Annotated in this window: 20 protein-coding genes and 1 pseudogene; 11 read left to right on the plus strand and 10 right to left on the minus strand. The window is 72.2% G+C overall.

Annotation, left to right across the window (positions count from 1 at the left end; all coding sequences use genetic code 11):
• Positions 1-25 precede the first annotated feature (25 nt).
• Both AB0M76_RS35390 and AB0M76_RS35395 read right to left on the minus strand, forming a co-directional pair.
• Positions 26-946 (minus strand): serine/threonine-protein kinase, encoded by a 921-nt coding sequence (locus AB0M76_RS35390; RefSeq protein ID WP_365956853.1) that lies wholly within the window; start codon positions 944-946, stop codon positions 26-28.
• A 37-nt stretch (positions 947-983) separates the two neighbouring features.
• Positions 984-2849, minus strand: a complete 1866-nt coding sequence (locus tag AB0M76_RS35395; protein WP_365956854.1) for an ABC transporter ATP-binding protein — start codon at positions 2847-2849, stop codon at positions 984-986.
• Positions 2850-3275: 426 nt separating this feature from the next.
• Between AB0M76_RS35395 and AB0M76_RS35400 the strand changes: the two genes are divergently transcribed.
• The gene (locus tag AB0M76_RS35400; RefSeq protein ID WP_365956855.1) at positions 3276-3512 is read left to right on the plus strand and encodes a chaplin; all 237 of its coding nucleotides are present in this window, start codon (positions 3276-3278) and stop codon (positions 3510-3512) included.
• 71 nt (positions 3513-3583) lie between these two features.
• Here AB0M76_RS35400 and AB0M76_RS35405 read toward each other — a convergent pair whose 3' ends face one another.
• The gene (locus AB0M76_RS35405) at positions 3584-4822 is read right to left on the minus strand and encodes an MFS transporter (RefSeq protein WP_365956856.1); all 1239 of its coding nucleotides are present in this window, start codon (positions 4820-4822) and stop codon (positions 3584-3586) included.
• Positions 4819-6192 (minus strand): GH1 family beta-glucosidase, encoded by a 1374-nt coding sequence (locus AB0M76_RS35410; protein ID WP_365956857.1) that lies wholly within the window; start codon positions 6190-6192, stop codon positions 4819-4821. The genes AB0M76_RS35405 and AB0M76_RS35410 overlap by 4 nt, the downstream gene beginning before the upstream one ends.
• Before the next feature lie 162 nt (positions 6193-6354).
• Between AB0M76_RS35410 and polX the strand changes: the two genes are divergently transcribed.
• Positions 6355-8079 (plus strand): DNA polymerase/3'-5' exonuclease PolX, encoded by a 1725-nt coding sequence (gene polX / locus AB0M76_RS35415; protein ID WP_365956858.1) that lies wholly within the window; start codon positions 6355-6357, stop codon positions 8077-8079.
• Positions 8080-8127: 48 nt separating this feature from the next.
• On the opposite strand, the pseudogene AB0M76_RS35420 reads toward polX, so the two are convergent.
• Positions 8128-8322, minus strand: a pseudogene (locus tag AB0M76_RS35420) (FAD-dependent monooxygenase); the annotation flags it as partial.
• A 64-nt stretch (positions 8323-8386) separates the two neighbouring features.
• On the opposite strand from AB0M76_RS35420, the gene AB0M76_RS35425 reads away from it, so the two are divergent.
• Positions 8387-9082 (plus strand): TetR/AcrR family transcriptional regulator, encoded by a 696-nt coding sequence (locus tag AB0M76_RS35425; RefSeq protein ID WP_365956859.1) that lies wholly within the window; start codon positions 8387-8389, stop codon positions 9080-9082.
• A gap of 58 nt (positions 9083-9140) precedes the next feature.
• Here the strand turns inward: AB0M76_RS35425 and AB0M76_RS35430 are convergent, their stop codons facing one another.
• The 4 genes from AB0M76_RS35430 to AB0M76_RS35445 all read right to left on the minus strand — a co-directional run bounded on the left by AB0M76_RS35430 (position 9141) and on the right by AB0M76_RS35445 (position 12072).
• A complete protein-coding gene (locus AB0M76_RS35430; RefSeq protein WP_365956860.1) occupies positions 9141-9356 on the minus strand; it encodes a hypothetical protein in 216 nt (71 codons plus the stop codon).
• Positions 9353-9769: a hypothetical protein gene (locus AB0M76_RS35435; RefSeq protein ID WP_365956861.1), complete on the minus strand. Its 417-nt coding sequence runs from the start codon at positions 9767-9769 to the stop codon at positions 9353-9355. Before AB0M76_RS35435 ends, AB0M76_RS35430 begins: the two co-directional genes overlap by 4 nt.
• Positions 9770-9913: 144 nt before the next feature.
• Complete coding sequence (locus AB0M76_RS35440) at positions 9914-11359, minus strand: HAMP domain-containing sensor histidine kinase (protein ID WP_365956862.1); 1446 nt, start codon at positions 11357-11359, stop codon at positions 9914-9916.
• Positions 11356-12072, minus strand: coding sequence for a response regulator transcription factor (locus AB0M76_RS35445; RefSeq protein WP_365956863.1), 717 nt, complete (start codon positions 12070-12072; stop codon positions 11356-11358). The genes AB0M76_RS35440 and AB0M76_RS35445 overlap by 4 nt, the downstream gene beginning before the upstream one ends.
• Before the next feature lie 177 nt (positions 12073-12249).
• Between AB0M76_RS35445 and AB0M76_RS35450 the strand changes: the two genes are divergently transcribed.
• From AB0M76_RS35450 to AB0M76_RS35460, 3 genes are all read left to right on the plus strand, one after another.
• Positions 12250-12597 carry a bifunctional 3-phenylpropionate/cinnamic acid dioxygenase ferredoxin subunit gene (locus tag AB0M76_RS35450; RefSeq protein WP_365956864.1) on the plus strand — a complete coding sequence of 116 codons (348 nt, stop codon included), beginning with the start codon at positions 12250-12252 and terminating at the stop codon, positions 12595-12597.
• Positions 12594-13778: an FAD-dependent oxidoreductase gene (locus tag AB0M76_RS35455; protein ID WP_365956865.1), complete on the plus strand. Its 1185-nt coding sequence runs from the start codon at positions 12594-12596 to the stop codon at positions 13776-13778. Before AB0M76_RS35450 ends, AB0M76_RS35455 begins: the two co-directional genes overlap by 4 nt.
• A gap of 102 nt (positions 13779-13880) precedes the next feature.
• The gene (locus AB0M76_RS35460; RefSeq protein ID WP_365956866.1) at positions 13881-15020 is read left to right on the plus strand and encodes an aromatic ring-hydroxylating dioxygenase subunit alpha; all 1140 of its coding nucleotides are present in this window, start codon (positions 13881-13883) and stop codon (positions 15018-15020) included.
• A gap of 19 nt (positions 15021-15039) precedes the next feature.
• On the opposite strand, the gene AB0M76_RS35465 is transcribed toward AB0M76_RS35460, so the two are convergent.
• Positions 15040-15837 carry an IclR family transcriptional regulator gene (locus AB0M76_RS35465; protein WP_365956867.1) on the minus strand — a complete coding sequence of 266 codons (798 nt, stop codon included), beginning with the start codon at positions 15835-15837 and terminating at the stop codon, positions 15040-15042.
• Between the two features lie 166 nt (positions 15838-16003).
• Between AB0M76_RS35465 and betA the strand changes: the two genes are divergently transcribed.
• From betA to AB0M76_RS35490, 5 genes are all read left to right on the plus strand, one after another.
• Positions 16004-17698 (plus strand): choline dehydrogenase, encoded by a 1695-nt coding sequence (betA, locus tag AB0M76_RS35470; protein WP_365956868.1) that lies wholly within the window; start codon positions 16004-16006, stop codon positions 17696-17698.
• An 11-nt stretch (positions 17699-17709) separates the two neighbouring features.
• Entirely contained in the window at positions 17710-18594 is an 885-nt protein-coding gene (locus AB0M76_RS35475) for a 5,10-methylenetetrahydrofolate reductase (RefSeq protein WP_365956869.1), read from the plus strand.
• A 183-nt stretch (positions 18595-18777) separates the two neighbouring features.
• Positions 18778-20247, plus strand: coding sequence for an aldehyde dehydrogenase family protein (locus AB0M76_RS35480; RefSeq protein ID WP_365956870.1), 1470 nt, complete (start codon positions 18778-18780; stop codon positions 20245-20247).
• A gap of 28 nt (positions 20248-20275) precedes the next feature.
• Complete coding sequence (locus AB0M76_RS35485; RefSeq protein WP_365956871.1) at positions 20276-21358, plus strand: glycine betaine/L-proline ABC transporter ATP-binding protein; 1083 nt, start codon at positions 20276-20278, stop codon at positions 21356-21358.
• On the plus strand, positions 21358-23382 hold the full coding sequence (locus AB0M76_RS35490; RefSeq protein ID WP_365956872.1) for an ABC transporter permease subunit: 2025 nt from the start codon (positions 21358-21360) through the stop codon (positions 23380-23382). Before AB0M76_RS35485 ends, AB0M76_RS35490 begins: the two co-directional genes overlap by 1 nt.
• The last annotated feature ends 6 nt before the right edge of the window (positions 23383-23388 follow it).

The following is a 23388-nucleotide window of genomic DNA, read 5'->3' on the forward strand; positions in this document are numbered from 1 at the left end:
CAGCCCCCACCAGACGCTTTTCCGGTCACTCCGGCACAGGCGTGTCGCACACAGGCGTGTCGCGCCGCCGCCGGTGCAGCGTCGCGTCGAGGGCGGCAGACAGTTCGGGGATCGCAGGCCTCGCCGCCGGATCGGGTCGGAGGCAGCCGTCGATGGCCGCAGCCAGGGCGTGCGGGAGGCGTCGGCGGGCGGTCACCGGTGGGGCTGCCTCTTCGAGCTGCGGATACCAGTCCGGGATACCGCTGTCCGCGCTTCCGCTGTTCGTGGTGCCGTCCGCCGTGTCGCCGATGTCGAACGGGACGTCTCCGGTGGCGAGTTCGTACAGCGTGATGCCGATGCCCCAGACGTCGGCCGCTGCCGACAGCAGTTCCCCGCGCGCCTGTTCGGGGGCCAGGTAGCCGAACGTGCCCACGCCCGGCGGGGCGATGCCCGGCGCGCGGGCGACGCTGAGGTCGAGCACCTTCGCGTGGCCGCATTCCACCACGACGTTGGACGGCTTCAGGTCCAGGTGCAGCAGGCCCTGCCCGTGCAGGTAGTGCATCGCGGAACACAGCTGCACGCCCAGGACGGCCACGTCCTCGGCGGCCGCCCGCCGGGGCAGACGGCCGATGAGGTGGGACAGCGTCTCGCCCGTCAGCGTCTCGAGGACGACGAGCGGCTCGGGCGACACGAAGGTCTCGTACGCGCGGACCAGATGCGGATGCGTGAAGCGCTGGAGCCAGCGGCCCTCGCTGACCAGCCGGTCGCCCAGCCGGGGCTCGTCGCGGCAGTCGGGGCGCAGGACCTTCACCACGCACCGGCAGTCCCGCTCCTCGCTCCAGGCGTCGTAGAGGTCGAGCCAGCCGGTCCTGGCCAGGTGCGCCAGGACCTCGTACCCCGGCGCGGGGGCCGTGCCGGGCGCGAGGGGCGGGGCCGCAGGCCGGGTGGTGGCGGTGGCAGGGCTCATGACAGGACCTTGGGGCTCACGACACGGACCTTCGGGCTCACGACAGGACCTTCAGGGGAGCAGCGGCCGTGACGGCGCCGGGCGCTCCGCCGTTCGCACGGTGCAGGCGGGCGTAGGCGCCGCCCCGTACGAGCAGCTCCTCGTGCGTGCCGCATTCGACGACCCGGCCGCGGTCCAGTACCACCGTGCACGTCGCGTCGCGCACGGTGAGCAGGTTGTGCGAGATCACGACGGTGGTCCGCCCGGCCATAAGCCGGCGCAGCGGTTCCATGATCCGGCGGCCCGACTCGGCGTCCAGGCCGGTGGTCGGTTCGTCCAGCAGCAGTACGGGTGCGTCCCTGACCATCGCGCGGGCGATCGCCAGCCGCTGGGCCTGCCCGCCGGACAGCGTCCGGCCCCGCTGGCCCACCACGGTGTCGTAGCCCTCGGGGAGCAGCCGGATGAACCCGTCGGCGTCGGCCGCGCGGGCCGCCGCGACGATGTCCGCCTCCGTCGCGCCGGGCCGGCCGTAGGCGATGTTCTCCCGTACGGTGCCGTGGAAGACGAGCGTCTCCTGCAGCACGACCGCGACGTTCTCGCGCAGCTCGGACAGCCGCAGCTCCCGCAGATCGGTGCCGTCGAGGAGGACCGCCCCCTGGTCCGGGTCGTAGAAGCGCAGTTGCAGCTTCCCGACCGTGGACTTGCCCGCGCCGCTCGAACCGACCAGAGCCAGCGTCGTACCGGGCTCCACACGGAACGACACGTCGCGCAGCGCCCACCGCGACGTGCCCGGATAGCGGAACGAGACGCCGCGGAACTCGACATCGCCCCGGGCGCGCCCGATCCTCCGGGCACGGGCGGCTTCCACCTCGACGACCTGGGGGCGCTGGTCGAGCAGTTCGATGATCCGCTCGGCCGACGCGGACGCCGCGTAGAACGTGGTCGTGAGCTGGGACAGGTCGCGGATCGGACTGTAGAGCTTGCTCAACAGTGCGATGAAGACCAGCAGTCCGCCCAGCGTGAGCTGTCCCTGCGCGAGCTTCCACGTACCGAGGCCCATCACGGCCAGTGCGCCGGTCAGTTCGATCATCTCGACGATCGGGCCGTAGACGGAACGGATCCGGGCCGAGACCATCTCCGCGCGGAAGCGGCCCATGCTCTCCCGGGCGAACCGGCCTTCCTCCGTCCCCTGCCGGTTGTACGCCTGCACCAGCGCGATGTTGCCGAGCGACTCCTCGGCTATCGCGCTGATCGAGCCGCTGCGCCGGCGCCGCTCCCGTGAGGCGGCCTTGACCAGCCGCGAGAAGCGGCGGGCCGAGGCCCAGAAGAGCGGCACGATGATCAGCGCGAGGAGGGTCAGGTCCCAGCTCAGGTAGAAGAGCAGGCCGAGGAACACGCCCAACTGGATCACGTAGTAGAGGGCGTTGGCCACTCCGGAGAGGAGGAACGTCTCGATCGCGTCGACGTCGCCGGTGATGCGCGACAGTACGTCTCCCAGCCGCCGCCGTTCGAAGAACCCGAGCGAGAGGCCCTGGACGTGCCGGTAGACGTCCGAGCGCAGGGCCAGCAGGAAACGCTCGCCGACCCAGGTGGACATCACGTCGTCGGCGAACTCCAGAACGCCGGAGAAGATGACGAGCCCCAGGTAGGCGAGCGCGATCCAGAGGAAGGGGCGCAGATCGCGCGGAACGAGCACCTCGTCCACCACGATCTTGAAGAGCCAGATCTCGGCCGCGTCGATGAGGGGGCCGATCATGCTGAAGAGGAGGATCGGGACCAGCCAGCGCCGGCCGCCGCGGGTGTAGGGCCAGAACCGCCGGAACGCCTCGCGCGGGGCGACCGGCGGCGCGGCGGCGACGACCGCATCGGGATCATCGGCCACCGACAGCAGCCGGTGCAGCGCATGCCACGCGATACGCCTCATGGATGCGTTCCTCAAAGATGGCCGGCCGGGCGGATCAAGGAGCGGGGTCCGCCCAGCCGTTCTCGGCGGTCACCAGCCGTGACCGTGGTGGCCGTTGTTCCCGTGGTGGCCGTGGCCGGTGTTGCGGTGACGACGGTGACGGCGCCTACCGGTGTTGTCGTCGCGCGAGGTCATGTCCCTCTTTCCGTGACGGCGGTTTGCTGGGATGAGATGAGTGAAGATCGCCATGAGCTTTCCTCCTGGAGAGACTTCTACAGGGGCATACGGTCCAGACGGGTCGGGAGATTGCGTTTTCCGGAAAAATCTCCCGATCGGCATCTCGCGGATTCCCGCCGCAGACACGGCCCACGGGTGGGTGAATCGGGCTGGTTCGGGCCGGGATGGTATGGGATGGCTCGGCACACCCTCATTCGATGGGAGATCCACATGAAGATCCGTACCCTGGCCGTTGCGGCCTGCCTGGTCGTCGGTGCGACGCTGGGCGGGATCGGCAGCGCCTCCGCCGACGCCGAGGCCGAGGGCTATGCCATCGGCTCCCCGGGCTTCCTTTCGGGCAACGTGGTCCAGGTGCCGATCCACATCCCGATCAACGTCTGCGGCAACAGCGTCAACATCATCGGGCTGCTGAACCCGACCGCCGGCAACGTCTGCGTCAACCACTGACACACCCTGCACGCGGTGTCACCGGACCCGTCCGGTGACACCGCTGGGCGTCACAGGACCCCCGCCGGGCTTCACGGCACCCCGCGGATGCGGCGGACCAGCACCGACCCCGCCAGCGCCAGAGCCCCCGCGAGCACGTACAGCGCCGTGTAGCCGCCGAAGTGGGTGACCACCGGCGCGGCGATCACCGGGGCCAGCACCTGGGGCAGCGCATTGGCGATGTTGATGACGCCGAGGTCCCGGCCCCGGTCCTGCGCCGTCGGCAGCACATCCGTCAGCAGGGCGAAGTCCACCGACGTGTAGACGCCGAACCCGACCCCGAGGACGAGCGAGGCGACGATCGCCCCCGTCCAGGTCTGCCAGACGGCGAGCAGCAGCGTTGCCGCCGAGATGACCAGCCCCGCCCCGATGACGTAGACCTTCCTGCGGCCCGTACGGTCCGACCGGACCCCGCTGATCACCACCGTGGCCAGGAGGGTGAGCGCGTTGAGCGCCGTCAGGATCAGCACGCCCGTGTCCGCGTCGTCCTCGTAGTGCACGGCATCGGTCAGGTAGTACAGCAGGTACATCGTGCTGACGGAGTACGACAGGTTCATCAGGAAGCGCGTCAACCAGGCCCAGCCGAAGTCGGGATGGCGCCGCGGATCGATCCAGAAGCCGGTGAGGAAGGTCCGCCACCGGAAGGCGGGCCGGGCATCGGGCCACAGGCGCGTGTCGCGCCGCATCACCACGTACGGGACGGCCGCGAGCACCGAGAAGGCCGCGCACGCGAGATACCCGGCGGTGATGCCGCCCGCGACCGTGGCCAGCGCCGTGCCGACCAGGATCCCGCCGACCTGGGAGACGCCGAGCCAGCCGCCGACCAGGCCGCGCCGGCGGGGCGGGACCTGGTCGGGCACGGCGGCGGTGAGGGCGGCGAACGCCGCGTTGAGCGCGAGCTGGACCAGGCACCAGCCCGCGATCACCCCGGCGACGCTCGAAGCCCGGGCGAGGACGAGCAACCCGGCGGCCCCGCCCGCAACTCCCGCCACCACCCAGGGGATCCGCCGGCCCGCCGGCGACGTCGTACGGTCCGACAGGGCCCCGAAGACCGGGTTGGCGACCATCGAGACCGCCGCTCCCACACCCGTCACGAGGGCGAGGGTGGACGCCTTGTGGTCCGGGGTGAGCTGTTCCGCCTGGCGGGCCAGGAGCAGTTGGAGCGGGCCGAACCAGCCGACCCAGACACCGAGATTCGCGAGGGACAGCGCACCGACCCAGCGCCCGCCGACGGGGCTTGCGGTCTCCTCGGCCGTCCGTCCGACCGTCATCTGCCGCCCTTGATCAGGTCGCGGTACCAGGCGTACGACTCCTTCGGGGTCCGCTCCAGCGTCTCGTAGTCGACGTGGACCAGCCCGAACCGCTGCCGGTACCCCTCCGCCCATTCGAAGTTGTCGAGGATCGACCAGATGAAGTAACCGCGGACGTCGACGCCTTCCGCCATCGCCCGGTGCAGGGACGCCACATGGCCCTCGTGGTACGCGATCCGGCGCGCATCGGCGACCCGTCCCGTCGTGGGATCCGGCCCGTCCCCGTACGAGCAGCCGTTCTCGGTGATGTACAGCGGCGGCAGCCGGTCGCCGTAGCGCTCGCGCAGGGAGACGAGCAGTTCGCGCAGCCCGTCGGGGACCACCGGCCAGCCGAAGTCGGTGTGCTCGTACCCCTCGATCGGCCGGATGCCGAAGGGGAGGTCCGCGGGTATCCCGATGCCGCCGAACTCGCCTGCCGGGGCCGCTGGCTGCGGGGCGCCGACGCGCATCGGGTTGTAGTAGTTGATCCCGTACCAGTCCAGCGGGGCCGAGATGGTCTTCAGGTCCTCCGCCACCGGGCCGGGCAGCAGCGCGGCCAGGCCCTCGTCCGGATACGCGCCGGTCAGGACGGGGTCGGCGAAGAGGCGGTTCGTGAGCGTGTCGTACAGCTCGGCGGCGGCGCGGTCGGCCTCATTGTCGCTCGCGGCCCACACGGGGCTGTGCGAGGCGGCGATGCCGATCTCGCGGGCGCCCGCCGCACGCAGGGCCTGTACGCCCAGGCCGTGGGCCAGGAGCTGGTGGTGCGCCGCGGGCAGGGCGTCGAAGACGAGACGCTTGCCGGGGGCGTGCTCGCCGAGGCCGTATCCGAGGAGGGTGACCTCGGCGGGCTCGTTGATGGTGATCCACACCGGGACGCGGTCGGCGAGCCGCTGCGCGACGACCGAGGCGTACGCCGCGAACCGTTCGGCGGTGTCGCGGCTGAGCCAGCCGCCCTTCTCCTCGAGGGCCAGCGGGGTGTCCCAGTGGAACAGGGTGGGCACCGGGGCGATGCCGGCGGCGCAGAGCTCGTCGACCAGCCGGTCGTAGAAGTCCAGCCCCTTGCGGTTGACCTGCCCGTGGCCGTCCGGCAGGACCCGCGACCAGGACACCGAGAACCGGTAGGCCCCGACGCCGAGTTCGGCCATCAGGGCCACGTCCTCGCGGTAGCGGCGGTAGTGGTCGGTGGCCACGTCCGCGTGCGAGCCGTCCCGGATGCGCCCCGGCTCCTTGGTGAAGGCGTCCCAGGAGGAGGGGCCCCGGCCGTCGGCGGTGGGGGAGCCCTCGATCTGGAAGGCCGAGGCGGAGACGCCCCAGAGGAAATCGGCGGGGAACGCGGGTACGGGCGCTGTCATGCGGGCTCACTTCGGTCGCAGGTGCATCGCTGACGGCACACTTTTGGGCCCCGGAGCCCGCCCTGTCAATGGAAAGTGAACAATCCTCAACTTCTATCGCGGGGTGGTGGCAGCCGTGGGACGGAACGCGCCGGGCCCGGATGCAGGGGGCACCCTGGAGGTATGCCCAGTGCCAACGAGCAGGTCGAGACACTGCTCCAGGAGTACGCCGACCTCATCGCGATCAGCGGCGGCGACGCCTTCAAGGCGCGCGCGTACGAGAAGGCCGCCCGCGCCATCGGCGGCCACCCGGCCGATGTCGCGCAGCTCGACGCCAAGGGCCTGCGGGAGATCCCGCACGTGGGCAAGTCCATCGCGGACAAGATCGTGGAGTACCTGAGCACCGGGCACGTACCGGACATCGAGGCGCGCCGGGCCGCCGTCCCGGCCGGGGTGCGGACACTGACCGCCATCCCCGGGCTCGGGCCCCGCAAGGCGCTCGTCCTGTACGAGGAGCTGGGCATCTCGTCCGTCGAGCAGCTGGAGGACGCCATCGGGCAGGAGCGGCTGCGCGACCTGAAGGGCTTCGGCGAGCAGACCGAGCAGAACATCCTGCACGGCATCTCCGTACTCCGGAACGCCGACGGCCGCATCCTGCTCGACGCCGCTATGGACATCGCCGAGCAGATCGTCGCCGAGATGGACCGCATCCCGGGGTGCGTACGGTGCACGTACGCGGGCTCGCTGCGCCGGATGCGCGAGACGATCGGCGACATCGACATCCTGGTGGCGGCCGACCGGTCCGCACCGTTCATGACGGCCCTCGCCGAGCTCCCGTATGCGGCCGAGGTCATCGCGCACGGGGCGAAAAAGACCTCCATCCGGACCGGCGCCGGCCTCCAAGTCGATCTGCGCGTCCTGCCGCCGGCGTCCTGGGGAGCAGGGCTGCAGTACTTCACCGGGTCGAAGGCGCACAACATCCGCACCCGCGCACTGGCGGTGCGCCAGGGGCTCAAGCTCTCCGAGTACGGGCTCTTCGACGCCGAGAGTGGCAAGAACCTCGCCTCGGAGACGGAGGAGGAGATCTACGCCCGGCTGGGCCTGCCCTGGATCCCGCCGCCGCTGCGGGAGGACCGCGGGGAGATCGCGGCCGCGCTGCGCGGCGAACTCCCCGACCTCGTGGCCGAGGGCGACATCCGGGGCGACCTGCACACCCACACGGACCTCACCGACGGCCTCGCCTCCCTGGAGGACATGGTGGCCGCCGCTGCCGCCCGCGGCTACGCGTACTACGCGGTCACCGACCACGCGCCGGACCTCGCCATGCAGCGCATGACGCAGGAGAAGATCCTGGCGCAGCGCGAGCAGGTACGGGCACTGGACCGCACGGTGCGCGGGATGCGGCTGCTGCACGGCACGGAACTCAACATCGGCCCGGACGGCGGCCTGGACTGGCCCGACGAGTTCCTCGCGGACTTCGACCTGTGCGTGGCCTCCGTCCACTCCCACTTCGGTCAGAGCCGGGCTGCCATGACCCGGCGCTTCATCCGGGCATGCGAGAACCCGAACGTGGCCGTCATCGGCCACCCCACCACCCGGCGGATCGGCCGGCGCCCCGGTGTGGACGCCGACTTCGACGCGGTCTTCGAGGCCTGTGCGCGGACGGGAACGGCCCTGGAGATCAACGCGCATCCGGAGCGGCTCGACCTGCGCGACGAGGACATCCTGCGCGCGAAGAGCCACGGGGTGAAGTTCGCGGTGAACTCGGATGCGCACGCGACCACGCACCTGCCGTACCTGCGGTACGGGGTGGGCACGGCGCAGCGCGGCTGGCTGACGAAGGACGATGTCGTCAACACCTGGCCCTGGGCCCGCTTGCGCCGGTTCCTGCAAGGGAAGCGGGCCTGACACCCCCGCTCGGCTGCTTACGGCTTCCCGGCCCAGGCGGCCAGTGCGTGCGAGGAACCGGCCGGCCAGCCCCCGCTGGTCCATCAGCTCGACGCTGCGCGGATGCAGGGTCAGCGCCCGCGAATCCTGCTGCGGGGCCTCCCGTCGCTCCACGACCCGGGTCCGTACGCCGGCCAGCGCGAGTTCGCCGGCGAGCATCAGCCCGGTCGGGCCCGCGCCCACGACGATCACTTCGGTGTCCATCGGCAACCTCTCCCCTCATTAGTGAACAGTGTTCACGTGAACGATGTTCACTATAGTGGGGTCCATGAGCTCACCGTCAACCCCGCCGCCCGCCGGCGCCGCCCGCCCGAGCCGGGGCCGGCCCCCGCGGCTGGACCAGGCCCGCACCGTCGAGGCCGCCCTGGTTCTGCTGGACGAATCCGGCCTGGACGCGCTCACCATGCGGCGGCTGGCCGACGCGGTGGGCGTCCAGGCCGGGGCGCTCTACCGCCACTTCGCCACCAAGCAGGACCTGCTGACCGCCATGGCCGAACGGATCCTGGCGGGCTGCGCGGCCCCGCCGCCGGGCGCCGACTGGAGCGGACGGCTGACCGCCCTGGCCCGCGGTATGCGTACGGCGCTGCTCGCCCACCGCGACGGCGCACGGGTCTACGCGGGAACCCACTCGACCGGACCGAACACGCTCGGCTTCGCCGAGACCCTCATCGGGATCCTGCGCGAGGCGGGCTTCGGCCACGAGGTCGCGGCGCGCACCGCGCTGACCGTCGTCCACTTCACCGTCGGCCACACCCTCGAGGAGCAGGCCGTCCTGCAGCCCGGAGACCAGGGGCCCGCGGACCCCGAGCAGCTGCGGGAGGCGGTGACGGCAGCCCGGTTCCCGCACCTCACCGCGGCCCTGCCCGTGTTCACCGGCACCGACTTCACGGCCCACTTCGAGTTCGGTCTGAGCCTGCTGGTCCAGGGTCTGCGCGCACTGCACCGGCCCGAGCCCGCTGCGTAGACGGATCCGGCCTGCCCCCGTGGATCGGGGGCAGGCCGGGGCGTGCGTGTGGGGTGGGTCAGTTGTTCTGGGCGGCGTCCGAGTCCGCCTGGGCCGCCGCGCTCTCGGCGTCGTCCAGCTTCTGCTGCATCTCCTTGGCCTCGGCGTCGTCGGAGGTCACGGACTGCGTGTCCTGGGGCTGGGCCTTCGCGCCGGGCGTGCAGCCGGTGAGCAGCAGTGCGGCCGCCGTGATCAGAGTGGCGAGACCCGCGGCGGCGCGGCGGGGCACGGTCACTTGGACCCCTGGGCGGAGCACCAGGTGCTGACGGCCTTGAGGTCGTCCTGCCGCTTCTGCAGGGTGGGCAACAGGCTCTTGCGGAAGGTCAGGCGGTCGTTGAGGTAGGTGTGGACCTCGGTGTGGCCGGCGGTCTGGGCGTTGGCGACGCGCTGCTCGAGCCGCGCGACGGAGCCGAGGACGGTGACGTCGCCGTTGAGGCGGTTGATCGCGGCGCTGACGCGGGTCTCCGTCTTCGGCAGGCGCTTGCAGATCGCCTTGGCGCCGTCGCCCTTCGGCGCGGACTTGGCCGACTTCGGGGCGGCGGGGGCGGGGCTGCCGCCATCGGCCTGGGCGGGGGCGGCGGAGAGCAGTGCGCCGGCCAGCGCCACGGCGCCGATCGCGGCAGCGGCGGTCCTACGGTTCGGGAGCATGGCTGTATCCCCTTCGGTGCGAACGGGCCGGCTCACAGGCGGCCGACCGGTCAGGACGGTAGGAGGTGTCTTTGTGGAATCTTTGTGAGTCCACAGGAGCGCCCCCGTGAGGCCCCGGCCCGGCCCCGGCCGGTTCGCCTCCGCTCAGTCCCCCCGGGAGATCCAGTCGCGGCGCCTCGGCAGGCGCAGGGTCGGGGCGTCCGCGGCCGACAGGGGCAGGCGCACCTCGATGCGGGTGCCCGTGCCTCCGGGCGGCGTCCCGATGGTGACCGTGCCCTGGTGCAGCGCGACCTGCTGGGCGACGAGCGTCAGCCCGAGCCCGGAGCCGGGGCTGCCCGGGCGGTGGTGGAACCGCCGGAAGACGGCTTCCCGCTCGCCGGGCGGGATGCCGGGCCCCGCGTCGTCCACGGTGAGCACGGCGAACTCGCCCTCCGCGCACAGCCGTACCGCGATCAGGGACGGATCGTCCGGCAGGTGGCCGTGCACCACCGCATTGCCCAGCAGGTTGGCGAGCAGGATGGCCAGCCCGGCATCCCAGCCGAACACCCGGAGCTCCGGCGGGAGTTCGGCTTCGAGGCGGGCCGCGGGATGGCGGCGGGCAGTCTCGCCGACGACCGTGTCCACCAGCTCGGAGAGGTCGATCGGGGCGAAGGCGGACACCTCCACCAGATCGCCCCGGGCGAGCATCCGCAGGGCCGTGAGCAGGTCCAGCAGCCGGGCGTGGTCGCTCTGCAAGTCCCGTACGATCTCGGCCCGTTCGGCGGGAGAGAGGTCGGGATGGGCGGCGAGGACGTCCAGGTCCGTCCGCATGCTCATCAGCGGTGTGCGCAGCTCGTGCGAGGCGGCAGAGGAGAAGGAGCGGGCGGTGTCGAGCGCCTGCGCCGTCCGGGCGGCCTGCTCCTCGTACCGGGCCAGCAACTGGCCGATGGCGGTGGACAGTTCGTCCACCTCGGCGATGTTCACCGGCGCGGTGGCGAAGGCGGCCGCGCCCGCCCCCGGGTCGAGTTCGGCGGCGCGGCGGCTCAGCCTCCGTACGGAGGCAGTGGCGCGTCCGGCCAGCCCGTACGCGAGCAGCCCGGAGACCGGCGCCGCCAGCAGGGCGACCAGCAGGACCCGGCGGCGCACGGCGACGACCTGCGGGTCGGCGGCCGAGGCCGGGGTGAACAGCCAGAACGTGCCCGGCGCCGGCCCGGCCACCGGGACGGTCAGCACCCGCCAGGCATGTCCCTTGGCCCGGACGGTGACGGGGCCGGCCGGGGTCCGCTCGGGCAGCTGTACCGGGTCGGCGGGCTGCGGTCCGCCCTCCAGGACGACCGTTCCGTCCGTGGTCCGTACCCGGATCCCGGCGTCGAGGACATCGCCGAGGACCTTGCGATGCTGGTTCTGCTCGGCCTTCGGCCGCCCGTTCAGGTCGGCCGTGAGCATCGCCTTGACGTCCGGGAGGACGGCCGAGGCCCGGTCCTGCAGCCGGGTGTCCTGCTGCTGGTGCAGATCGCGGCTGACCAGCCCGAGCACCAGCAGGCCCGCGGCGAGCACCAGCAGGGGCACCACCACGGTCACCGAGAGCGCGATACGGGTGGCGAGCTTCACGAGCCGCTCCGGGCCTCGGGGACGCGCAGGACGAAACCGACCCCGCGCACGGTGTGGATCAGGCGCGGGCGCCCGCCCTCCTCCAGCTTGCGGCGCAGATAGCTGACGAAGGTGTCGACGGCGTCGCTGCGCACCTCGAAGTCGTAGCCCCACACCCGGTCCAGCAGCTGGTCCCTCGTGAGGACGATCCCCGCGTTGCGCACCAGCTGGACCAGGAGCTCGAACTCGCGCCGGGTGAGGTGGAGTTCGGCGCCCTCGTGGCGTACCTGCCGGCTGGCCTCGTCGATCACCAGCGGGCCGGCGCGCAGTACGTCCGAGGCAGGGGCCTGCGCCGGCCGGCGCCGCAGCAGGGCGTGCAGGCGCAGCACGAGCTCTTCCAGGGCGAAGGGTTTGACCAGGTAGTCGTCGGCCCCGGCCTGCAGCCCTGCGATGCGGTCCGTGACCTCGTCGAGGGCCGACAGCATCAGGACGGGAGTCTCGTCGCCCCGGGCGCGCAGGCTGCGGCAGACCTCCGTGCCGGTCAGGCCGGGCATCGACACATCGAGTACGAGGACGTCCGGGGCCTGGCCGGCGAGCAGGCCCAGCGCGGCGGGCCCGTCCTCGGCGAGGACCACTTTGAAGCCGCTCAGCCGCAGCCCGCGCTCCAGCGAGCGGCGGATGGCGGCGTCGTCGTCCGCCACCAGTACCAGTCCGGTGGATGTGCTGCCGGTCACACTGCCCTCCTCGCGCGCGGCCTGTCGGAGGCCGGGCGCCGACCCTCTCACGGCCGCGTGCGCAACGGCCGTCCGGCCCCCCCGATGTCGTGAATCCTTCCTTGACAGGGTAGAGGGGCGCCCTCACACTGACGTTGCGTTCACCGCAATCCGTTTCGCTATACGCACCGAGGTGTCATGAAGATTCCCGTGTGCCGACTCGCCGATCTCCCGCGAGGCGAGGCCTGCAGACTCGATTCCGATCCTCCGATCGCGGTGTTCCATACCGATGGCGGCGAGGTGTACGCCATCGACGACACCTGCACCCACCAGGACGCCTCGCTGTCGGACGGCTGGCTCGAGGGGTGCGAGGTCGAATGCCCCCTGCACGCCTCGAAGTTCGACCTGCGCACCGGCAGCGTCGACTTCCCGCCGGCCAAGCGCCCCGTCCGCACCCACCAGGTCCTCGTCGAGGACGGCATGGTGTACGTCCTGCCGTCCCCGACGCCCTGTGCGGCCGTCCACCGGGCGGAAGGCCGCGCGTGAAGACCGTGGCCGTCGTCGGCGCCTCGCTGGCCGGCCTGTCCGCGGCCCGCTCGCTGCGCGAGCAGGGCTACGACGGGCGGCTCGTCCTGATCGGCGGCGAACCCCACCGCCCGTACGACAGGCCCCCGTTGTCGAAGGAGTTCCTCGCCGGCGAGATCGACGAGGACGCACTCGCCCTCGAAGCGGAGGGCGAGGACCTCGCCGCCGTGTGGGAGCTCGGCGTGCCAGCCGTCGGGCTCGACACCGGCTCGTGGGCCGAGCACCACGTACGGCTCGCCGACGGCCGGTCGGTCCGGGCCCACGGCATCGTGATCGCGACCGGCGCCGCCGCCCGGACCCTGCCCGGGAGCGAGCGCCTCGACGGCGTGCACGCCCTGCGCACCCTGGACGATGCCCGCGCGCTGCGGGCGGATCTGGCCCGCGGCGGCCGACTGGTGGTCGTCGGCGGCGGATTCATCGGAGCGGAGGTCGCCTCCACCGCCCGGCGGCTCGGCCTCGACGTCACCGTCGTGGAGGCCGCGCCCACACCGCTGGCCGGCCCGCTCGGTACGGAGATGGGCTCCCTCGTCTCCCGGCTGCACGCCGACCACGGCGTCCGCCTGCTGTGCGGAACGGGCGTACGCGCACTCGCCGGTGCGGGGAGGGTGGAGGCCGTCGTACTCGACGACGGCCGCCGCCTCGACGCCGACACCGTGGTCGTCGGCGTGGGCGCCCGCCCGTGCACCGACTGGCTGGCGGGGTCCGGGCTGGACCTGGACGACGGCGTACGGTGCGACGCGGCCGGCCGTACGAACATCCCCGGCATCGTCGCCGTCGGGGACTGCGCGGCCTGGTACGAGCCCGCGGCCGGGGCCCACCGCCGGGTCGAGCACTGGACCGGCGCGCGGGAGCGCCCGGCCGCGGCGGTCGCCGCCCTGCTCTCCGGAGGGCAGGGCGTGCCGGAGGCGCCCCGGCCCCCGTACTTCTGGTCCGACCAGTACGGGACCCGGATCCAGTTCGCCGGGTACGCCGCGGAGGCCGACAGCGTCACGGTCGAGGAGGGCGCGGCGGCCGACCGCAGCTTCCTCGCGGTCTACCGGAGCGCGGGCCGACCGGTCGCGGTGCTCGGCCTGAACCAGACGCGGCTGTTCACCCGGTGGCGGCGCCGGCTGGCCACCGCCGAGGCCCGGACGTCCGGTTGACCCACGGCGCGTCCTGATCCGACACCCCGACGCCCCTACGCGCCGCCCCGCTGCCCACCGACGCCCCGACGCCCGAACCACGACGTTCCGCGAGGAGTGCACGTGACCACGACCGGCCTGCCGGAAAGCCTGATCGCCACCCTCCCCGGCGACTACTACACCGCCCCCGACATCTTCCGGCTGGAGCAGGAGCGCATCTTCGAGACGATGTGGTTCTGCGTGGGGCGCTCGTCCGAGCTGGCCAAGCCGGGCGCCTTCCGGACGGTGGACGTCGGCCGCGAGAGCATCCTGGTGACGCGAGCGCGCGACCACGCGATCCGCGCCTACTTCAACGTGTGCCGGCACCGCGGCGCGAAACTGTGCACGGAGCAGACCGGCGAGGTCAGGCGGGCGTTCCAGTGCCCGTACCACGCCTGGACGTACGACCTCGACGGCAAGCTCATCGCCGCCCCCAACCTCACGAAGATGCCCGACGTCGGCCGGACCGAGTTCGGGCTGGCGCCCGTGCCCGTACGGGAATGGCTCGGGTACGTCTGGGTCTGCCTCGCGGACAGCCCGCCCTCCTTCGAGGAACAGGTCATGGGCGCGGCCGTCGAGCGGCTCGGCGACGCGGAGTCCATCGAGCGGTACGGCATCGAGGACCTGGAGGTCGGACGGCGGATCGTCTACGACGTCAAGGCGAACTGGAAGCTCATCATCGAGAACTTCATGGAGTGCTACCACTGCGCCACGATCCACCCCGAACTCACCGAGGTGCTCCCGGAGTTCGCCGGCGGCTACGCGGCGCAGTACTACGTCGGACACGGCGCCGCCTTCGGCGAGGGCATCCAGGGCTTCACGGTCGACGGCTCGGAGGGCCTCGACCGGATCCCCACCGTCTCGCCGGACCAGGACCGCAAGTACTACGCGATCACCGTACGGCCGCAGGTCTTCATCAACCTGGTGCCGGACCATGTGATCTTCCACCGGATGTACCCGGTCGCGGCCGACCGCACGGTCGTGGAATGCGACTGGCTCTACCTCAAGGACGTGGTGGAGAGCGGCAAGGACGTCAGCCGGTCCGTCGAGCTCTTCGACCGGGTGAACCGGCAGGACTTCGACGCCTGCGAGCGCTGCCAGCCCGCGATGAGCTCACGTATGTACGCCAAGGGCGGCGTGCTGGTGCCCAGCGAGCACCACATCGGAGCGTTCCACGACTGGGTCCGCGACCGGCTGGGCACCGGGCACGAGCAGCCGCGGTAGAAGCCGTTGAAGCGGACGCTCAGCCCAGGTGGCCCATGCGGTGGCTGATCTCCTGCGCGCCCTTCAGCAGCAGCGGCGCCAGCTCGTGCATGCGCTCCTCGGTGAAGCGGTAGCTCGGCCCCGATGCGCTGATCGCCGCGATGACCATGCCGTCCCGGTCGCGGATCGGGGCGGCCATGGCGTGCAGCCCGATCTCGTACTCCTCGAACGTCATGGCGTACCCGCGGTCCAGGGACGCGACGAGGTTCTTCTCGAGCTTCGTCCGGGCGGTCAGGGTGCTCGGCGTGTACTTCTTCAGGCCTGCCTCCGCCAGCAGCTGCACGCGCTGCTTCGCCGGGAGGTGGGCGAGGAAGACCTTGCCGCTGGAGGTGGCGTGCAGCGGGGTCAGCTGGCCGACCCAGTTGTGCGCCGTGACCGCGCCCGGGCCGCGCACCTGGCAGAGGTTGATCGCGTACTGCTCCTCCAGGATCGCGATGTTGACCGTCTCGCCGAGCTCCTCGGCCAGCCGCTCGCACACCGGGCGGCCCACCTGGGTGATGTCGATCCGCCCCGTGACCGCGCCCGCCAGCCGCACGATGCCGAAGCCGAGCCGGTACTTGCCGCGCTCGGTGGCCTGTTCGACGAGGCCGCGCGCCTCCAGCGCGCCGAGCAGCCGGAACGCCGTCGACTTGTGGACGTCGATCTCCGCCGCCACCTCGCTGACGCCCGCCTCGCCGCGCTGGGCGAGGATCTCCAGCACGCTGACGGCGCGGTCGACGGACTGCACCCCGCCCGCCGGCGCGCCCGCGGTTTCGGTGGCTGCCTCGTAGTTGCTCATGGCGAAACTATACGCGCCGTCATCAACAACAGGCCGGGGCGAGCCGAGGCCGAAAAGTTGCGCGGAACGCAACCTGGTGCGCCTGGCGATACCCGTACTAGCATGCGCCGCATCTTGACGGCTGGGGGCAGCCCTCGGCCGGAGACGACGGAGGGACGAGACTCCGATGGTGCCCCAGCATTACGACTTCGTCATCGTCGGCGGCGGCTCGGCCGGCAGCGCCCTCGCGAACCGGCTCTCCGCGGATCCCGGCAACCGCGTCCTGGTCCTCGAAGCCGGCCGCCCGGACTACCCGTGGGACGTCTTCATCCACATGCCCGCTGCGCTCACGTTCCCCATCGGCAGCCGTTTCTACGACTGGAAGTACGAGTCCGAGCCCGAGCCGCACATGAACGGGCGGCGCATCTACCACGCCCGCGGCAAGGTGCTGGGCGGGTCGAGCAGCATCAACGGAATGATCTTCCAGCGCGGCAACCCCCTCGACTACGAGCGCTGGGCCGCCGACCCCGGCATGGAGACCTGGGACTACGCGCACTGCCTGCCGTACTTCAACCGGATGGAGAACTGCCTGGCCGCGGACCCGGAGGACGAGTTCCGCGGCCGCTCGGGACCCCTCGTCCTGGAGCGCGGCCCGGCCTCCAGCCCCCTCTTCCCGGCCTTCATGGAGGCGGTCCGGCAGGCCGGGTATCCGCTGACCGACGACGTCAACGGCTACCGGCAGGAGGGATTCGCGGCCTTCGACCGCACCATCCACCGCGGGCGGCGGCTGTCCGCCGCCCGGGCCTACCTCCACCCGGCCATGAAGCGGCCCAACCTCGACGTGCGGACCAGAGCCTTCGTGACCCGGATCCTCTTCGAGGGCAAGCGCGCCGTCGGCGTCGAGTACCGCCGCGGCAACGGTGCGCCCCGGCAGGTGCGGGCCGGCGAGGTGATCCTGTCCGGCGGCGCGATCAACTCCCCGCAGCTGCTCCAGCTGTCCGGGGTCGGCAACGCCGACGAGCTGCGGGCCCTGGACATCGATGTCGTCCACGACCTGCCGGGCGTGGGGGAGAACCTCCAGGACCACCTGGAGGTGTACGTCCAGTACGCCTGCAAGCAGCCGGTCTCGATGCAGCCCTACCTGAAGTGGCGCCACCGCCCCTGGATCGGCCTGCAGTGGCTCTTCCGTACGGGCCCCGGTGCGACCAACCACTTCGAGGCCGGCGGTTTCGCGCGGAGCAACGAGGACGTCGCGTACCCCAACCTGATGTTCCACTTCCTGCCCATCGCGGTCCGCTACGACGGCTCCGCGCCCGCCGGGGGCCACGGCTACCAGGTGCACGTCGGCCCCATGTACTCCGACGCCAGGGGCTCGGTCAAGATCAGGAGCAAGGACCCCCGGGTGCACCCGGCCCTGCGGTTCAACTACCTCTCCACCGAGCAGGACCGCCGCGAGTGGGTCGAGGCGGTCCGGACCGCCCGCACCATCCTCGGCCGGCCCGGGCTGGCCCCGTACGACGACGGAGAGATCTCGCCCGGGCCGGAGGTCGAGACCGACGAGCAGATCCTCGACTGGGTGGCCAGGGAGGGCGAGACCGCGCTGCACCCGTCCTGCACCGCCAGGATGGGCACCGGCGAGGGGGCGGTCACCGATCCGGCGAGCCTGCGCGTGCACGGTCTGGAGGGGCTGCGCGTCGTGGACGCCTCCGTGATGCCCTACGTGACGAACGGGAACATTTACGCACCCGTCATGATGGTGGCCGAGAAGGCCGCCGATCTCATCCTGGGCAACGAGCCGCTGCCGCCGTCCAGGGCCGAGTTCTACCGGCACCACCGCCTCCGCAGCGAGGCAGAGCAGGGGCAGAGCCCCGGCCACACCTGAGGAGGAGCGGCATGTCCGCCCGGCCCACGCCGTATCCCGAACGCCCCGTACAGGCCCCGGTCACCGGGGGCGGCCTGGCCGAGCTCCTGCGCAGGGTCCGCTACGAGGTCCTGCCGGCGAAGGCGACCGAGGACAAGGTCCTGGCACACGTCCCGGCGGACGTGCCCGTCACGGTCACCGCCTCCCCGGCCAAAGGCCTCGGCCCGACGCTGGACCTCGCCACCCGCCTGGCCGGGCACGGCTACCGGGTCGTCCCGCACGTCCCGGCCCGGCAGATCGCCGACGCCGGCCACCTCGCGGACATCGTGGACCGGCTCGTCGCCGCCGGTATCGAGGACGTCTTCGTACCGGCCGGCGACGCCGACCCGCCGGCCGGGGCGTACGACGCGGCCCTGCCCGTCCTGCGTCGGCTCGGCGAGCTGGGCAGCCCGTTCGCGCACGTGGGCATCACCGGCTACCCGGAGAGCCATCCCCTCATCGACGACGACGTCACCGTCCAGGCGATGTGGGACAAGCAGCCGCACGCGACGTACATCGTCAGCAACCTGTGCTTCGACCCGGCGACCCTGCGGCAGTGGCTCGGGCGGGTACGGCGCCGGCAGATCGTGCTGCCCGTGCACGTCGGGGTCGCCGGGCCCGTCGAGCGCGCCAAGCTGCTGTCCATGGCCACGAAGATCGGCGTGGGGGAGTCGGCCAAGTTCCTCACCCGGCACCCCTCGTGGTTCCTGCGCTTCGCGGCGCCCGGCGGCTACAACCCGGAGCGGCTGCTGCGCCGGAGCGTCCCCGCGCTGGGTGCGCCCGAGGCCGCGGTGGCCGGGCTGCACCTGTTCACGTTCAACCAGATCGCCGAGACCGAGCGCTGGCGCCGCGCGATGCTGGAGCGCATCGGCGGCTGAACGGCTGAACGGCTGAACGGGAACGACTGAACCGCTGAGCGGGGCGCCGCACAACCGCCGTGCCCGGGCGCCCGTCCCCTTGACGTACCGCACCCCGTGGGCGATCGTGTCGTTCCATTCCGAGCAATACGATGCGCAATACGCAACTCGCATACCGGTGTTATCCGGATGGAGGCTCCGCGCGTGGCAGATCTGTACGTCGGTGGGAAGTGGCGCGAAGCGGTGGCGGGCGGCCGTCGGGACATTCACTGCCCCGCCGACGGCGCGTTCGTGCGGACCGTGTCCGAAGCGACGCGGGCCGACACCGAAGCCGCGATCGCCGCAGCGCGCAGCGCCTTCGACGAGGGGCCGTGGCCGCGCACACCCGAGCGGGAGCGCGGCGCGCTGCTGCTGCGCACCGCCGAGGTGCTGGAGCGGGAGGCGAAGGAGTTCGCCCGCGCCGAATCCCTCGACACCGGCAAGCGCCTGGTGGAGAGCGAGTACGACATCGCCGACGTCGTGGCCTGCTTCCGGTACTTCGGCGGGATCGCGGGCACCAGCGCGGGCCGGGTGGTCGACACGGGCCGCGAGGACGCCGTCAGCCGGGTCGTGTACGAGCCGGTCGGGGTGTGCGGGCTGATCACCCCGTGGAACTACCCGCTGCTCCAGGCCGCGTGGAAGGTCGCGCCCGCCCTCGTCGCAGGCAACACTCTGGTCCTCAAGCCCAGCGAGCTCACCCCGTCCACCTCGATCCTGCTCATGCGCGCGCTGGAGGAGGCCGGACTGCCCGCCGGCGCGGCCAACCTCGTACTGGGAGCGGGGGCCGCGGCCGGTGCGCCGCTCGCCGAGCACCCGGGCGTGGACATGGTCTCCTTCACCGGCGGCCTCGAGACGGGCAAGCGGGTCATGGCGGCCGCCGCGGCCACCGTGAAGAAGGTCGCGCTGGAACTGGGCGGCAAGAACCCCAACGTGGTCTTCGCCGACGCCGACTTCGAGGCGGCCGTGGACTTCGCCCTGACCGCCGTCTTCCTGCACTCCGGGCAGGTCTGCTCGGCCGGCGCCCGCCTGATCGTCGAGGACCCGCTGCACGACGCCTTCGTCGACGAGCTCGTACGCCGTGCCGCCGCCATCCGGCTGGGCGGCCCTTTCGACCCCGCCGCCGAGACCGGGCCGCTGATCTCCGCCGCCCACCGGTCCAAGGTCGAGGAGTACGTCGCGGCGGGCCTCGCCGAGGGTGCCGTACTGCGCTGCGGGGGCCGTCGCCCCGAGGACCCCGCACTCGCCGGAGGCTTCTACTACCCGCCGACCGTGCTCGACGCGTGCCGCCCGGACATGCGCGTCGTACGGGAGGAGTCCTTCGGCCCGGTGCTCACCGTGGAGCGTTTCTCGGGCGAGGACGAGGCCGTACGGATCGCCAACGACACGGAGTACGGGCTCGCCGGGGCGGTGTGGACCCAGGACGCCGGCAAGGCCCAGCGCGTCGCCCGGCGGCTGCGGCACGGCACGGTCTGGATCAACGACTACCACCCCTACGTCCCCCAGGCCGAATGGGGCGGCTTCGGCCACTCGGGTGTCGGCCGCGAGCTGGGCCCGACCGGCCTGGACGAGTACCGCGAACCCAAGCACATCTGGCAGAACATCCAGCCCAGGGCACAGAACTGGTTCCGCGGCTGAACCGGTGCCATCCGAAGAGAGGCCGACAGTGACCGCAACGAAGACAGAACTGCCGTCGCAGCGCGGCGCGTCCGGGGACGGGACCCCCGTGATCTCCGTCCGCGGCCTGTGGAAGGTCTTCGGGCCCAAGGCGGCGCGGGTGCCGGACTCGCCCGAGCTGTGCGCCCTCTCGCGCCGCGAGCTCATGGAGCGCACCGGCTGCACCGCGGCCGTACGGGACGTGGCCTTCGACGTGTCGCCCGGCGAGGTCTTCGTGGTCATGGGCCTGTCCGGCTCCGGGAAGTCGACGCTGGTGCGCTGTCTGACCCGGCTGATCGAGCCGACGGCCGGCGAGCTCGTCTTCGAGGGCGAGGACATCCGCGCAGCCGGTCAGAAGAGGCTGCGCGAGCTGCGGCGGCGCAAGTTCGCCATGGTCTTCCAGCACTTCGGGCTGCTGCCGCACCGCCGGGTCCTGGACAACGTCGCGTACGGGCTGGAGATCCGCGGCATCGGCAGGGCCGAGCGCACCCGGCGTGCCATGGAGGTGGTCGAGCTGGTCGGCCTCGCCGGGAACGAGCACTCCTACCCCGACCAGCTCTCCGGCGGCATGCAGCAGCGGGTCGGGCTGGCCCGCGCCCTCGCCGGGGACCCGGACGTGCTCCTCTTCGACGAGCCGTTCTCCGCGCTCGACCCGCTGATCCGCCGGGACATGCAGAACGAGGTCGTCCGGCTGCACCGCGAGGTAGGCAAGACGATGGTGTTCGTCACCCACGACCTGTCCGAGGCGCTGAAGCTCGGCGACCGCATCCTCATCATGCGCGACGGCCGCACGGTGCAGTGCGGTACGGGCGACGAGCTGGTGGGCGCGCCCGCCGACGACTACGTCCGGGACTTCGTGGCGGACGTGCCGCGCTCGCGCGTGCTCACCCTGCGCTGGATCATGCGCCCGGCCCGCCCCGACGATGCACTCGACGGACCGGAGCTCGGCCCGGACACCATCGTCCGCGAGGCGACGCGCGCCGTCCTCGCGGCGGACCGGCCCGTGAAGGTCGTCGAGAACGGACGGCTGCTGGGCGTCGTCGGCGACGAGGAGATCCTCGCGGTCGTCGCCGGCCCGGAGGGCGGTGCCTGATGGCCGTCCTGGCAACGGCGGCCGCGCGGCGCGCGCCCGTACGCGGCGGGCGCGCACTGGTCGCGGCCGCGGTTCTCGTCGGGTGGGTCGTGCTGTGGCTCGCCCTGCGCGGCATCCACACCCTTCCCCTCGGCACCGCCGAACTGACGCCGCTCCACCGGCGGTTCAACGAGATCAACGACGCCGTGGGGGCCGGCCGCAACAGCAACCCGGTCTTCCTCTACGTCTTCAACGAGATCCGGCTGGTCATCGACAACCTGGTCACCTTCCTCCAGGCGCTCGTCGCGCAGCCGTCCTACGGCCGCCCGGTCCCGGTGGTCGGCTGGCTGGGCGTCGTCGCCCTCGTCGGATACGTCTCCTGGGTGTTCGGGAACGTACGGGTGGCGGGCCTGGCCGTCGCCGGATTCGTGCTCTTCGGCCTCCAGGGGCTGTGGCGCGAGAGCATGGACACGCTCGCCCTGACCGTGGCGGCCGTCCTCGTCTCGCTGCTCATCGGCATTCCGCTCGGTGTCTGGGCCGGGCTGTCGGACCGGGTGCACCGCCTGGCGACCCCGGTGCTCGACTTCATGCAGACGATGCCGACCTTCGTCTACCTGGCCCCGCTGACGCTGTTCTTCCTCATCGGCCCGGCGTCCGCCACGATCGCCACGCTGATCTTCGCGACCCCGCCCGCCGTACGCATCACCGCCCACGCGATCCGCTCGGTTCCCGCCGCCACGGTCGAGGCGGCCGAGTCGCTCGGTGCGACCCGGCGCCAGACGCTCGCCACGGTGCTGCTGCCGATGTCGAAGCGGACCGTCGTGCTCGGCGTGAACCAGACCATCATGGCCGCGCTGTCCATGGTCACCATCGCCGCCCTCATCGACGCGCCCGGGCTGGGCAAGACCGTCGTCAAGGCGCTGGAGACGCTCGACGTGGGCACGGCGTTCAACGCCGGCCTCGCCATCGTCGTACTGGCCATCGTGCTCGACCGCGTGACCACCGCGGCGAGCGAGCGAAGCGCGATGGTGGTCCCCCCGGCCGAAGGCCGGGGGAGGGTGGAGGACGCCAGGCGCCGCGGCAGGCGCGCGGCGCGGTGGCGCCGCCCCCTGGTCCTCACCGGCGGCGTGCTCACCGCCGTGTGCATCTGGCTCTCCCACACCTACGTATGGGCGGCGCAGTTCCCGGCCGGCTCCGGTGTCGGCGGGGCGATCGCCCGTACGGCGGACTCCGCCACCGCCTGGGCGCAGGGCAGCTTCTCCGGTGTGACGGGAGGCCTGCGCGACCTGGTCACCACCCAGCTGCTCAACCCCTTCGAGGCGCTGCTGACCGGATCCCCGTGGTGGCTCGTCGGCGCGGTCGTGGTGGCCCTCGGCGCGCTGCTCGGCGGCCCGCGGGCGGCGGCCACCGCGGCCGTGTGCGTGGCACTGATCGTCGGCACGGGCCTGTGGCGGGACAGTATGACGACGCTGGCCTCCAGCATGGTCGCCACGGTCATCGTCCTGGCCCTCGGCGTCGTGGTGGGCGTGTGGATGGGGCGCAGCGCCCTGGCCGACCGGCTGATCCGCCCCGTACTCGACGCGGGCCAGACGATGCCGGCGTTCGTCTACCTGGTGCCGTTCCTGGCCCTGTTCGGCGCGAGCCGGTTCACGGCGATCGTGGCGGCCGTCGTCTACGCGGCCCCCGTGACGGTGAAGATCATCGCGGACGGGGTGCGGGGCGTGCCGCAGGACACGGTGGAGGCTGCGGTGTCGGCCGGCTCCAGCACCTGGCAGATCATCACGAAGGTCCAGCTCCCGATGGCCCGCGGCGCCCTCGCGCTCGCCACGAACCAGGGGCTGATCTACGTCCTGTCGATGGTCGTCGTCGGCGGGTTGGTCGGGGCGGGCGCCCTCGGCTACGACGTCGTGGCGGGCTTCTCGCAGGGCCAGTTGTACGGCAAGGGGCTGGCGGCGGGCCTGGCCATCGTGCTGCTCGGGGTCATGTTCGACCGGATCACCCAGGCGGCGGCGCACCGGGCGGCAACAGCCCCCGGCGGGCGCTGAGGCGGA

This window comes from Streptomyces sp. NPDC051364, from assembly GCF_040682115.1.
Lineage (GTDB): Bacteria > Actinomycetota > Actinomycetes > Streptomycetales > Streptomycetaceae > Streptomyces.